Below are 13703 nucleotides of genomic sequence, written 5' to 3'. Positions count from 1 at the left end.
TCTTCTCTCCGCTCGTCGCCAGCCGCACCGCCTCCACCTTGAACTCGCGCGTGTACTGCCTTCGCTTCTCAGCCATGGACCACCTCCTCGCCCGAACCTACAGGCTTATTGAGGTGTCCACCACCGTGGGGCAATCCCAGGCACGATCTCTTTGTTTTTCTTGCGCATAATCCTTTTGCGGGGGTGAGGGGACCAACTGCGACCGGGTGATGGAGAATCCTAGAGGTGGATCCAGGTACCGCATTCCCGGCTGCCAACACTATTCAGATGGCCTGAACAGATCCGTTTCCAACCTGATATGAGGTATGCGAGATGTTGCCGGGGCGGTTCATCAACAAGTCCGCACGCGGACAACAGAGTGTGCCCCCTCGTGGTGGTGGGCATGATTACGCCTACTGCGAACAAGTTGCTGTTGGAGATTCGAACGACGATCGAGGAAGGGCGGCTATTCCATCTCGCGCGCATAATGCCCGATGCCAGCAAGGACATCATCAGCATAAGCAGGCATATCACCGATCATCAATTCGGATCCGCGGGGAATAGCGTGCTCGAGATTATCGACGGCGCGCAACAACGATTTAACTCGAGCACTCATGCGCCCGCTGCTGACCCGGCGCTGCCGAACTCGCCGCTGCCGATGGACATGATCAGCAAAATGATCACGGCCCGCTTGGGTCGGGGCCGCCCACCCTCCAGCAATCTCGATCAGGGCGCGATTCTGCAACGCTCGGCCTGAGCGGCCGTCGAGATGATCAACAGGTACTGCGCCATCCCGCCTTAGAAAATAGCGAAGACATTCTTCCTGACGTTCAGACAGGCGCGGGACCGCGGCGGGAGCAGGTCGAGAGCTCGTGCTAGACTCCGGCCTCTGCATCGCCACCTCTCGCCCTGCTCTTGTCGGGCGCACCACGCCAGACTGCTCGAGAGCCAGGTGTCGCGCCAGTAGAGGACTCAAATTGCGGCCGTCTATCTCCGCCAAGGCCATGGAGCCGCATTGGCACAGCGTGACTAGGAGATCGTGCTGGTGTGGTTGGAGTCCAGTCATACTGGACGTTGGACTTGTCTCAACCGCGGTGCAAGTTAGGTCGGATCTGATGCCGTTTCTACCAAACGATGTCGATGATGGATGGTGTCGTACGTCGAGCCTTCTATCGGTTCTCGTTCTTAATCGGAAAGCAGTAGCGGGGCAGGCATTTTTCCTTTGCGGGACGTGGTGAACCAATGCTCCCAGCGAGCGCTCAAGACAGCTTCAGCACCCGCCGCCGCCGCCGCGGTAGACGATTCCCCATTCGGTGCCGTTTCGTTTGAAGATCACGTAGTACATCCCTTCATATTGCTCCTTTGTCACGATAATCTCGTCTGCGCCGTCACCATCTATGTCGATGTGATCTACAAATCGCTCCGTCTCGTGACTTCGGTTTCCGTCGGCAGGAAATTCAGAACGGTGATAGCTCACCAGAGCCGGACGGACAGCCCCTGCGCCCGCTTTCACAATCAAGAAGAGGTTGTGCTGGACCCCCCCACTGTGGACCGCAACGCTTCCCACGAGTTCGAGCGAGCCATCGCGATCGAGGTCGACAACCTGGACGTCATCGCCCGCATCCGTGACAACCGTCAGGGAACGTAGGATAGTCGGCGGCGCGCCGCGTGCCTGCAGGACGTCACGAGCGGCACGCAGGAACGAGGTCCTTTCCGAAATCGTGGCGATGCGACGGGCGCTACGACCTTCTGGAAAAGCTCGTGCTCCCCTCACACCAATAAAGCTCCGGGCGTGCGGCGGCACGGAGAACCTGCCGCGCGCAGTTACGCCGTACCCCCCGAAACAGCCGTCAAACAGATCTTTCCCCTCGTAGTCGACCGGGTTCAGGACGGCGGCCCCGATGCGGACCCCCCCTTGAACCACTGCCACGCTCTCGCGCGAAGGGAAATAGGTCTGCAGCAAGCGGCGGGAGGCCTCCCTTGAATCGCCGGATTGGTAATTGAAACCGCCCTTGGGGATGAACCCGTCTAACGGCGAGATAAAATTTCCCCTTTCGAAGACAACAAAGGGGTTCACCCACAGTTCGTCGCCGCTGACATTCGACGGGTTCAGGATGAACAGTACAGTTCGCCCCGTGGAGCGTTCGCTGACGACAGCGCCCGACCCGCGGTCGGGCTCGTCCACTGAGTGGGCGAGCCGCGCTAGCGTGGCTGAGAGGTCCCATACCCGCACAGTCCCGTCCTTACTGGAAGCGGCTAACCTCCGGCCATCCGGCGAGAAGGAAACCGAGAGTATCCAGTCCTGTGCAATGGGCAGTTCGGTTTCCAACAGTCCGCTTTCCGTGCTCCAGATGAGCGTGCGGTTGTCGAGGCCGCCAGACGCGAGCAGCCGCCCGTCCGGGGAGAATGCCAAGGCCATCACTGCCTTCTGGTGCGCCTCCAAAAGGTGGAGGGTGTCACTCACTTGATTGTCCCACAGAATAATCTCGCGGTTGTCGCTGGCGGTCGCGAACTCCTTCCCGTCAGGTGAGTAAGAGGCCATGTAGACGGTTTCGTTTCTTCCGAAGCCGCGGTACTTATGCGGCGTTAGTTCCATCAGCGTCCGACCGCTGGCCACGTCGTGGAGGATCAGCGTCTTCCCTGCACGGAGGCTTGCGCGCAGGCTGGAGCTGGCGAGCACACGACCGTCGGGAGAGAACGCTACTGAAACCACCGGACCGGGGTGGCCGGTGAAGTTGTTCCGTTGCGTCCCGGTCGCAATGTCCCATATCCGCACGGTCTTATCCTGCCCGCCGCTCGCGAGCAACCGCCCATCCGGCGAAAAGGTGATGCGGTAGACCGCTCCTTGATGTCCGCGGAGGCGGCGGCTTTCGACCAGCGTTGCCGCGTCCCACAGCACGACTTCGCCGTCCTCGCCTCCGGTTGCGAGTATCCTGTTATCAGGAGAGAATGTGACAGAGTTTACCGCGCCCTGATTCGGCCGGATTGTCTTCAGCACCTGCCCGCCCGACGGGTCCAAGAGCACTAAACGGCCGTCTTCCAAGGCAGCAGCAATTCGTGCTCCGTCCCTGGAGTACGCCACCATGTTTACCGGGGCGGCAAGAGCGAACTGCTGCACCTGCTGGCCGACTACGCTCGAAGTCCAGAGCACGCCGAGGAACGGCGGCACAACCAACGCGCGCGAACACTTCATTAGATTAATCCAGGGTCTGTCGGGTTGGTGTGCGCCTCAGCCTCAGTGCTCAACGTACCAAGCGATTGCCATTCCGGAGTAGCGGTTCTGCCGCCGTTGAGATGATCGATTGATGGATAGTGCGACCTAACTTCTGCTTTCGCGCACAGTAAGAGCGGCAGACCGACGCGTCAATAAATTCGCGAGGGTAGGCGGCTACCCTTCATCGTGTCCCGCCAGCCTGCTGAAGCAACCAACGATGCAGCGTGGACGAGTGATCGCTCGTCCGGCGGCGTCGCCACGCCCTCAGTGACGGTGACGATCCAGTGGAGCGGGGCGGCGGAGCTGAACCGTACCCACACGCGCCGCAGCGGCCTCGGGCTATACCGGCGCAACCGAAGCTCGCTTGACAGGCGCGCGATGGCGGCCGCCGCCTCGCAATGGACGTCGCGCTCTTACCCCATCCACGCTCGTCCCACGCCGTCCAACGCTTCCTCGGAGCCGATTTGCACGAGCAGACGCTGCACCCGGGCCTACGTGCGCGGCGCCGCCGCAGCTCGTGCAGTCGTACGGAGCCTACGACGCTCCGCGGCCGGCGTGGCTCTCCACCATGGTGGTCGACGTCCGGAGGCCTGATGGATCCGAGTGAAGACGTCCGCGACAGCGGCGCAGTACCGAGGGGCCTGCAGGGCGGCCGATCGTTCTGCGATCCATCCTTCCCCGCTGCCGCTCACGGGTTCTTCCGGTGCCAGCGGGCACGCACAGATCTGGATCGGCACTGCGGGAAGGCCGCCGGAGGACAGTGGTGTCAGTGGCGGATAAGGAGCCGGAGCACCACGGCGGCTTACAAGATCATTGACGTCGCACGTTTTGTGGCTTTTCTTTCTCTGCCGCTTTGCCTTACTTTATCCGACTCTCCTCTCGACCCCTGCACTTGACGATGCGCCTCCTTGCAATGCGCGCGAGCATTTTGCTCATTGCGCTCTTCGCCGCCTGTTCACACGACCACGTTTCTGGCCCGCCGAGCGGGAGCGGACTGGCCACAATCACGATCTCACCAGACACGCCTGAAATCGTCCGCGGCCAAACGGCCGCGCTTACAGCAGTTCTCCGCGACGGCGCCGGGAAAACCGTCTCAGGTGTTCCCGTTAAGTGGTCGTCCTCGTCGGCGGCCATCGCACTAGTCGACGCCACTGGCCTCGTTCGCGGAATCACACCTGGACAGGCGAGGATCCAGGCAGCTGCAGAGGGAAAAACAGCCGAAACGGTCGTAACGGTCACCTATCCGGCTCGCGACTCCGCCGCCGTCGGCACTGACTCGACCGTAGTGAGTATCGGCCGCGGTTCCTCGATCGTCATTCCTGCTGGAACGCTGCCGTCGGGAACGAAGGTGCTGATGCAGGAGGAACCAACCAGCAACGACTCCGTTGCCGGAACGCCGCTCGGTCCTCGCCTGCGAATCGTCCTTACCTCTCCCCCAAGTTCTGCCACGCGCTCCCAGCGAGCCGGCACGGCGGACCTCGTGGACTTCCCTGTCGCGCTCCTCCACTACCGGACGAAGATCACGCAACCGATCTCGGAGATCCGCGACCAGGTTTCAGCCGTAATCTCTGACGCAGCAGACATCGGCAAAGGTATCGCTGCAACTGGGATCACTGTCGCGGAATCCGTAGGTGAGTTCGGCGATCACATTCTGGATGCGACGGTTGTGGTTCCACTGCAGAAAATCGCGGACCAGAATGTCGTTCAGTACGTCGTGACTTTCGGGATCGGTGAGAAACACTGCACCGACGACACATGGGCGTTCTATCGCGTCTCAGCGGATCCACCCTCGACGAACAAAATCCCGTTGGTGCTAGTGCACGGTTGGCAACCGGACATGGTCAACTGCAACCAGGCACGTCAGTTCTTCCCAGAGGCAAAAACCTGGCAGACAATACTCGCCGCCGTCCAAGCGAATCCCGCCCTCCGCGCCCGCTACGATGTCTATGTCTTCCGATATCCCACGTTTTATCCCGTGAAGCAGAGCGCGGCGCAGTTCGCCGTGCGGACTCAGGTGCTGGGCTCCCGTGCGCGGGTCGTCGTCGCGCATAGCATGGGAGGGCTGGTTGCAGCCAGGTACATGGTCGATGCCGATCCGGACTACATACCAGCTCTCCTCACCCTGGGAACTCCGTTTGGAGGCAGCGAGCTTGCGAAGCCGCTTTCACTCAGTACGGCCAGCCGTTCGGTTTTGTCTCCACTCGCATTGACAGCCCTCGTGCACCCGATCCTCGGAAGCGCCGGTCAGGGCGACTTGGTGCCCGAATCACAGTTCATCACGCAGCTCGACGCGGACGGTTCAAAGTTCAGCACCCGGTTGGACTCCTACGCGGGAGTGCTTTCTTCGGCAATCGCGCCGAAGCTCATGACAGCGGGACGTGACATACTCGCGGCAATCGGCCAATCGCCCTCTGACGGCGTCGTGTGGCGAAGCAGCACGACGGCTGCGGGCTCCCGGATCAGCCGGTCGTTCGATGGGGTCGATCACTTAAGTCTACCCAGTTCGCCGATCGTAACCGATACATTGCTCCACCGTCTTCAAGCGCTCGCCGCAGAGGTGCCCACCGCTCCGCGCACTCTGCTGGTCTACAGTGGAACCGGGCAGACGGGAAAGGCCGGAGCACCCCTCGGCCATGTGGTGGCTGTTCAGGTAATGGACTCGGCTGGCGTTCGGGTGCCCGGTGTCGCGGTTTCGTTCGCGCCCCATGCCGGAAACGGTACCGTATCACCAAGCGTGGCAATTACAAATTCGGTGGGTATCGCTGAAGCCATATGGACGCTCGGCCCCGGGATAGGAACCCAGCAGCTCGACGGCTTGGCAGCCGGACTAAACACGGTAACATTCTCGGCGACTGCGACGGCCGCAGACGCGCCCGCCATCGGCCTTTCGGATACGCTGGTCGCGTTCACTGCAGTCTCAGAGGGCGCCGGCCCCGCAGACAAGACCGTGCAGGTGACCAACGCCGGGGGAGGAACCCTGTCCGGCCTGACGCTCGGCGCGATCACCTACGACTCCGCCCCCACAGGCTGGCTCACCGCGACGCTGGCAGGGAGTGTGAGTCCGACGAACATCGTACTTTCTGTGACTCACGGCACTCTCGGGGCGGGGACCTACGGAGCGACGGTGCCGGTCCGTTCCACGGCCGCAGGCGTCTCCAACAGCCCCCAGGCGGTAAGAGTCCGGCTGACGGTCCTCCCCCAAGGCACCCCGGGCGTGCTCCGGCTCAACCTGACGGCTATTTCGGATTCCTTCTATGCAAACGTTGCCGTGTCAGGACCGAACGGCTTCAGCCAGTCAGAAATCGTTTCCCCCACTGGTCCGAAGCTGATCAACAATCTTGCGCCCGGAACGTACTCGACCTCGTGGTCCGATGCGGTCTGCGTCTACCAGGGGGGGTGCGGGCCCGTGTCCTTCGGGCCCGCCGTCAGGGAGCAAGCGGCAGTCGTAAACAGCGGGTTCACCACGAGCTTGAGCTCAATGTACCTGCCAATCACCGGCTACATGGTCCTGAAAGCCACGGGGTTGAACGATTCGGTATACGTGCGCGTTGACATCTCCGGACCTGCGGCTTACTCGAACACTATTGCGCTAGGTAATGGGGATTCGCTCCGACTTCCCAATCTGAAGCCAGGGACCTACACGATTGGATGGCACGACAGCACCTGCGCCTATCAGGGCGGCTGCGCCCGGACATTCCACCCTGCTTCACGAAACCAGCAGGTCGAACTCGTCGCCTCCACCGAGCCATTGTCCATCTCAATGGCGTACTCTCCGTAGGCACGGCCCTCCCCAGTGCGTGAGGTACCTTGGTGAGAAGCCGGTACGCATCGCCGAAACCGGAGGTGACCGATCGGCTCCGATGACCCGCAGAGCGTGGAGCATACGCAGCAGAGCGATTCGGTCTTGGTTGCGTAGGCTTGCGAGATGGCGCCAGCAAGCGGTCTCCGCGCAGGAGTGTGCACGAGCAGGCGCGTACGGATCGCATCGACATTTTGCGTTTGTGGCAGTTTTGCGCTGCGCCAACCCCGGGATTGTGGCAGGTTGCGCTGCGCAAACGTGGCAGAATTTGCTTCGGCCAACACCGGCGGCGGACGCTGGATGCGCGAAGGGCGCCGGGGAGATCTTCTCCCGGCGCCCTTCGCTGTTTCAGGGTATCTCGCCTGTTCCGGCGAAGACAAGTGCCGTGGCTGCCTCAACCCGCTCCCGATGCGGGCGCGGAGGATGTCTTCCAGACCCGGGCGGCGCCGACGGCATAGCAGAGGCCGAGAAAGATGCAGATCGCGGAGCTGACCACCATGAACGTCGTCTTCGCCTTCAGCTCGTTCGTGTACGGATCGTCGATGAATACGATGCCGGGAACGCCGAGGACCCCACGGGCGAGGTACACCGCGGCGATGAGCGTGAGGGCCAGGCGCAGGAAGGGGAGGCGGCGGACCACACCCGCGCCCGAAAACGCGTAGAGCGCCCACACGCCGAGGACGGCGGCGATGCAGGCGGTGACGATGGCCGGGTAGAGGGAGCCGCGAGCGGCAAGCCGCGCCATGCGTTCGCCTGCGCCGAAGAAGCGGTACCACTCCGGCCCTCCGAGGATGATCGCGATATGGAGCAGGGCCGCGACACCCGTGAGCGACCCTCCGGCAACGAGCAAGCGGCCACCCATCTGCACGAGGTTTCTCCTTGTTGCGCCGAACGTGAAGGCTCGCACGCGTGCGGGTCCAGGCAACCCAAGCTGCTCCAAGAGCTTGTCCGGCGCCAGCCCGCTGTTCGTCGGCCGCATTGTTCTTCAGCGAAGATGGTTAGCCGCGGGACAGGACCGGCGAGGCGGCGCTTCCGCCGATGGACGTCGCCCCAGAGTGGTGACGATTCCGATCACCTTTACCTGAATATCAACAACGGATACATTGCCGCACCTCCGGGTCGTGTCGAGACGCGGACTTGAGATAAGGTACCAGGTGTGGTACCATTCACATGCACGGATGCGGGTTCATGGCCGATTGCGAGAAGCTGCTCGAAGCAGCGCGGGCGAATCCCGCGGGTCTGCGCATTGCCGAGGCTTGCACGCTGGCCGAGTGCTTTGGCTGGACGTTCGCCCGCCAGGCAGGCAGTCACCGGTTGTACAAGCGGCAGGGCAATCCAAACCTGATGAACTTCCAGGAAGACCGGAACGGAAAGGCGAAGGCGTACCAGGTTCGGCAGCTGATCGCCGCGATCGAGGAACTGGGCACGGAAGGACAGGATGACGAAGTATAGCTACGCCGTGCGATGGAGCGACGAAGACGAGGCGTACATCGCGGTATGCCCTGATTTTCCGGGACTATCCGCGTTCGGCGATACGCCCGCAGATGCGGTGGCGGAGCTCGACGTTGCGGTCGAGTTGGCGATCGAGACGCATGAGGCGGAAGGATGGCCGCTTCCCATGCCCTCCATGGCTCAGGAGTACAGCGGCCAATTCCGGCTGCGCCTTCCTCGCTCGCTTCACGCGGAACTGGCCCAGCGCGCGGAGATCGAGGGCACCTCGCTGAACGCGCTGGCACTCTCGTACGTCGCTGCCGGGCTCGGCCGCGTCCAGGGTGAGGCCGGTGCCCGTTCGCCTGATTCGGCAGCCAGAGGGTCGAACGCGCCTGCTCGTCGTCGCCGCGCTGGCTGATATGAGATTACCGTCGAGAGCTCGAGATCGAGCGGCCGCCCCGGAATCCCGGGACGGCCGTTTTCTGTGACTCGATTCCGCTCGCGCGTTCAACGCCCTGATTCTCACACGGAGGGAACGGAGGAAAAGCGGAATGCGCCGATCTCCTCCGTTTCCTCCGTTCCTTCCGTGTGAGATTTTCTTTTATCTCCTCGAAGGCGCGCCGATGCGCTGGCGGGCGGCGCGGAGGGCGGCGTCGAGCGCGTCGGCGGGCGGCACCTCGAGGTCGGGCTTCACGCCTACGACTTCCCACTCGCGGCCGGTGCGCGCGTCGGCCACGCGGGTGTAGGAGACGGAGGCGACGAGCCCCGGGCCCACCGGCACCATGGCGTTGTTGCGCCCCGCGCCCGCCGTCTTCTCACCCACGATGGTGGCGCGGCCCAGGCTCTGGAGCACGAACGGCACGTCCTCGGCCGCGGAGGCCGAGCCGCGGTCCACCAGCACGTACACGGGGATGTCGGTGCGGCGCGGGCCGGGGACTTCGGCGAGCGTGTTACGTACCTCGGTGGTGCCCTCCATCCGGTTGGTGACGCGCAGCGACGGGAGGTTGGGTGCGGTGAAGTGGCTGATCACCGCGTTGGCCATCTGGCCGCTGCCGCCGGGCGCGCCGCGCAGGTCGATGATCATCGCGCGGATGGGGCCCATCGCGCGCAGCGCCTCGCCGAGCCGCGCGGGCGCGTTGGGCGAGCCGGAGAGGCCGGTGAGCTTCAGGTATCCCACGTCGCCCCCGATCACCCGTGACTCGGCGATGCCGTAGTTGCCCGCGCGCTCCGCCTCCTCGTCGGGGCGCATGCGGCCGGCGCGCACCCGCGCGGCGGGGACCAGGCCCAGGTGCCGGTCGCCGTTCAGCGCGCGCATGTCCTGGGTGACCGCGCGGGCGAAGTCCTCGGCGGTGGCGAGCGACGCGTAGGCTCCGTCGCGCTCGCGGCCGCGCAGGCGGTCGCCGATGGCGCGGCCGGTGTCGGCGGAGGGGTACATCGCCACCAGCGCGCCGGCGATGCTGTCGATCACCGCGCGCCGCGCCGCCGCATCCAGCGGCCCCGCCGCCGCGGGCGCCGCCGGAGACGCGGGGGCGGCGGATGGCGCGGCATCATCCCCATCTTCCGACACCTCCACCGACAGGTCGACGATGCGGTGCGGCGGCGCGGGCTCGACGCCCAGGTTCAGGTCGAAGCGCCCGCGCGGGCTGGCGAGGGTGACGCGGATGCCGCCGTCCGTCGCCCGCGCGGCCACGACGCGGCCGCTGCCGAAGTCGCCGCGCATGCGCCGGAAGAGCGCGAGGGTGCGGTCCCACGGGCGCGACTGGAAGCGCTCGCCCATCCGCTCGGCCACGAAGCGGCGGATCGCCGCGGTGTCGCCGCCGCGCATGGTTTCGAGCAGCGCGGCGGCGGCGCGGCCGGCGGGGGTGTCGGGGAGCGGGATGGACGGGCCGTCGGCCGCCGGCGGGGCCACGCCGGCCATCCGCCGCACCGCCTCGCGCAGCAGCTCGACATAATCGCCCTGCACCTCTCCATCCCCCTGGTTCATCAGCAGGACGGTGGTGTAGCCGGCCTCGGGGTAGAGGTCGAGGTTGGCGAAGACGCCCGGCTTGCCGCCGTTGTGGCCGACGATGCGCAGCGGGCGCGGGGTGACGCCGAAGCCGTAGCCGTAGGAGCGGCTCCCCAGCTCGGGCTTCGGCGTGGTGAGCGTCTGCACGTACTGCGCGGGGACGAGGCGGCCCGACAGCAGCGCCCGCGAGAAGCGCAGCAGGTCGCCCACCGTGGAGACGCCGCCGCCGGCCGGGCTGCCGCGGCGCTGGTCGTCGGCCGTGAAGGTGCCGCCGCCGTCGCGCGCGGGAGCGTACTCGCGCGCCCAGCCGGGCTCGGACGCGGCGGGCCAGCTGGACGCCGTCATCCCCGCGGGGGCGAAGACGTGGTCGCGGACGTAGTCGTAGTAGTCCTGCCCCGTCACCTTCTCGATGATCGCGCCCAGCAGCAGGAAGCCGGTGTTGCTGTAGCGCCACCCGGTGCCCGGCTCGAACGCGAGCGCGGTGTCCTGGCGGGCGACGTCGAGGATGGCCGCGACGGTGGCCGGGCGCTCGCGGAAGAAGCGCGGGTTGAAGTAGCTGCCGAGCCCCGAGGTGTGCGTCAGCAGGTGCTCGATGCGGATCTTCCGCGCCGCCGCGGGGGTGGGGAAGCCGGGGATGTACTTCGCCACCGGGTCCTGGAACGAGAGCTTCCCCTCCGCCACCAGCTGGGCGATGGCGACGGCGGTCATCATCTTGTTCATCGACCCCAGGTTGAAGCGCGTCTCAAGCGTGTTGGCGATGCGCCGCTCGCGGTCCGCCATCCCGTAGGCGCGCTGGAAGACGGGCTGCCCATCCTTCGCGATCAGCACCGCGCCGGAGAAGCGGCCCTCGGCGGTGGCGCGGGCGAGCGCCTCGTCCACCGCGCGCACGGCCTCCGCGGGCGGCACGGGGGCGACGGCCGCGACGGGCGTGGGCGACGGCTGCTGCGCGGCGGCGGGGATCGCCAGCGTCGCGGCCGCGGCGGCGTAGAGGAGGAGCGGGAGATGTCGGTTCATCGGATCGGCCAGGGCCCGGGTGATGGGGAATGTCTTACGAGCGTAAGATTCGGGTGCGTGATGGAGACTCGGGATTCGGTAATTCGCTGATTCTTAGATTACGGTGATTGGAAAAATGCGACTGAAGTCGCGGCTACAACGGCACGCAGTCCGCCTTCGCGGACATCTCCGGTGCGAGGAGCGGCATCGTCCGGAGAATCGGCGGTCGGCGCGGGGTTCTCGTGATCATCGGCGGGCGGCGAGCGAGGCGGTCATCCAGCGGCGGGCGGGCGCGTCGAAGGGCTGGGGCGCGCCGTTCTCGCGGTAGTCGTACAATGCCCGGCCGTCCGCGCCGCGGGTGACGGAGAGCTCGCGGCGGCGGCCGTCGCGGTTCTCGTCCAGGCGCAGGAAGCCGCCGGGGGCGATGCGCGCCACGTCCGTGCGGCCCGCGTTCAGCGCGACGCCCACCGCTTCGAGCCGCCGGATCGCGGGGCGGACGTCGCCCGGCGGCGGTGGTGCGACGCCGGGGGAGAAGGCGAGCGTCCCCGCCAGCGCGGCGGCCGCGAGCGCGCCGCGCAGGATCGCGGGGAGCGGCCGGGCGGGCGCGCGGGTGGCGTCCAGCACGCGGGACGCGCGGCGCACCAGCGGCGAGCCGCGGTCGCCGAAGCCCGCGGCGGCGACGCCGCGGGGGCGGAACGCGGCGGCCAGGACGCCCAGCGCCTCGACCAGCGGGCGGCGGCGGCCGGTGACGCGCACCGCGAAGCCGTCGCAGAGCAGCTCGGCGGATTCGGCCATCTGACTCCGCGCGACGCGGAGGAGCGGCTGGAACCAGAGCACGGCCGCGGCGATCTCCATCCCCACCTTCCAGAGCGGGTCGCGGCGCACGAGGTGGCCCAGCTCGTGGGCGATGACGCTCTCGCGCTGGGCCGAAGTGAGCGCCGCCAGCGCCGCCGCGGGAAGGCAGATCTCCGCCGACCCGATGGCCACCGGCGCCTCGAGCCCGTCCGCCGCGGTGAGGTAGATGGTGCGCTTCACCCGCGCCGCCGCGCGGAGCCGCCGCAGCGTGTCCGCGGCTTCCGCGTCGGCGATGGCGTGGCGGTCGCCCGCGGCGCGCCAGTAGCGGCGGCGGCCCGCCTCCAGCCGCGCGAGGCCGGCCAGCGCGCCCGCGAGCCACACCGCCAGCGCGATCTCCGGCGCCCACGGTGGCACCACGGGGCCGGGCGCGGGGAGTGGAGGGAGTGCCGTCCGGAGCGGTGCCTGCGCGTGCGCGCGGTCGACGAGCACGCGGCGCGTGATCTCGGCCGCCGGCGGCGCGACGCCGTGCTTCGTGGCGACGAAGATCGTCGCGGTCGCCAGCGAGCCGGCGAGCGCGGTCTTCCACAGCGCGTCGCGGGCGCCGGGCGAGCGGACCACGAGCGACGCGATCCACGCGGCGCCGAGGAGGAGGGTGCCGTGCAGGAGCCAGGTGGCGAGCCACGCGACCGCCCATCCCACCCAGTGGCCCAGCGCGAAGGTGACGACCGGCATCAGGGCTCCTCGCGTTCGGCGGACCAGCGCTCCAGCATCTCCTTCAATCGCTCCACGTCGCCCGGCCGCACCTCCTCGGTGCGGAGGGCGTGGCTCACCATCGCGGCCACGTCGCCGCGGAAGAGGCGGCCGAGCACGCTGCCCACGGTGGCGCGTTCCACCTGCTCGCGCGTGACCCGCGCGGCGTAGACGTACTCGCGGCCGTCCTCGCGGTGGCCGATGACGCCCTGCTGCTCCAGCCGGAAGAGCAGCGTGCCGATCGTCTTCCGCGCCAGGCCGGTGGAGGGCTCCAGCGCGTCGTGCACCCCGGCCACCGTGGCCTCGCCGCGCGTCCAGAGCACCTCCAGCACCTGGACCTGCAGCTCCGTCAGCCGATGCAGCTCTTTCACGATTGAGGATCTTCCGCTTACGGACGTAAGATTGGGAGGCGTGAGCGTGCTCTGGATGCGTCTCTCGATTCGTCTGATGCCGGGTAGGCAAGGAGCGTTGCCCGGATGCCGATGCGTCTACGGTAGCCATTGTGGAGTGGCCTTCACGGACACGGGAGAGCCGCGCACACACCTACGACGTCATCCTGAGGCCGGCCACGCCGCAACCCGTTGCCGCGCAGAGCGTTGCAGGCCGAAGGATCTGATAGCATAGCTTTTCGTTGACACGCGGCAAAAAAGAAAGAGCATGAGGCACCACACCCAATCGCCAGAAAGGGAGGTGCCCCATGCTCGTGCTGGAAACAAGTATCCAGCAGTTGCTGAAGG

At 66.3% G+C, this 13703-nt stretch carries 9 protein-coding genes; 4 read left to right on the top strand and 5 right to left on the bottom strand.

Going from position 1 to position 13703, the window contains the following annotated elements; translation table 11 throughout:
- Nucleotides 1-370 precede the first annotated feature (370 nt).
- The gene (locus tag VLK66_RS16105) at nt 371-736 is read left to right on the top strand and encodes a hypothetical protein (RefSeq protein ID WP_325310471.1); all 366 of its coding nucleotides are present in this window, start codon (nt 371-373) and stop codon (nt 734-736) included.
- Nucleotides 737-1249: 513 nt separating this feature from the next.
- Here VLK66_RS16105 and VLK66_RS16100 read toward each other — a convergent pair.
- Entirely contained in the window at nt 1250-3172 is a 1923-nt protein-coding gene (locus VLK66_RS16100; protein WP_325310470.1) for a WD40 repeat domain-containing protein, read from the bottom strand.
- A 919-nt stretch (nt 3173-4091) separates the two neighbouring features.
- On the opposite strand from VLK66_RS16100, the gene VLK66_RS16095 reads away from it, so the two are divergent.
- Entirely contained in the window at nt 4092-6971 is a 2880-nt protein-coding gene (locus VLK66_RS16095) for an Ig-like domain-containing protein (protein ID WP_325310472.1), read from the top strand.
- Between the two features lie 415 nt (nt 6972-7386).
- On the opposite strand, the gene VLK66_RS16090 is transcribed toward VLK66_RS16095, so the two are convergent.
- The gene (locus VLK66_RS16090) at nt 7387-7971 is read right to left on the bottom strand and encodes a hypothetical protein (protein ID WP_325310469.1); all 585 of its coding nucleotides are present in this window, start codon (nt 7969-7971) and stop codon (nt 7387-7389) included.
- Between the two features lie 209 nt (nt 7972-8180).
- Here VLK66_RS16090 and VLK66_RS16085 point away from each other — a divergent pair, with 209 nt between their 5' ends.
- Nucleotides 8181-8444: a type II toxin-antitoxin system HicA family toxin gene (locus VLK66_RS16085; protein WP_325310468.1), complete on the top strand. Its 264-nt coding sequence runs from the start codon at nt 8181-8183 to the stop codon at nt 8442-8444.
- A complete protein-coding gene (locus VLK66_RS16080) occupies nt 8431-8841 on the top strand; it encodes a type II toxin-antitoxin system HicB family antitoxin (protein WP_325310467.1) in 411 nt (136 codons plus the stop codon). Before VLK66_RS16085 ends, VLK66_RS16080 begins: the two co-directional genes overlap by 14 nt.
- Before the next feature lie 183 nt (nt 8842-9024).
- Here the strand turns inward: VLK66_RS16080 and VLK66_RS16075 are convergent, their stop codons facing one another.
- From VLK66_RS16075 to VLK66_RS16065, 3 genes are all read right to left on the bottom strand, one after another.
- The gene (locus tag VLK66_RS16075; RefSeq protein ID WP_325310466.1) at nt 9025-11442 is read right to left on the bottom strand and encodes a serine hydrolase; all 2418 of its coding nucleotides are present in this window, start codon (nt 11440-11442) and stop codon (nt 9025-9027) included.
- A gap of 225 nt (nt 11443-11667) precedes the next feature.
- Nucleotides 11668-12948, bottom strand: a complete 1281-nt coding sequence (locus tag VLK66_RS16070) for a M56 family metallopeptidase (RefSeq protein WP_325310465.1) — start codon at nt 12946-12948, stop codon at nt 11668-11670.
- Nucleotides 12948-13337, bottom strand: coding sequence for a BlaI/MecI/CopY family transcriptional regulator (locus VLK66_RS16065; RefSeq protein WP_325310464.1), 390 nt, complete (start codon nt 13335-13337; stop codon nt 12948-12950). Before VLK66_RS16065 ends, VLK66_RS16070 begins: the two co-directional genes overlap by 1 nt.
- Between the last annotated feature and the right edge of the window lie 366 nt (nt 13338-13703).

Origin of the sequence: Longimicrobium sp., assembly GCF_035474595.1 — a bacterium.
Lineage (GTDB): Bacteria > Gemmatimonadota > Gemmatimonadetes > Longimicrobiales > Longimicrobiaceae > Longimicrobium.
This window is presented reverse-complemented; position numbering and strand designations above follow the sequence as displayed.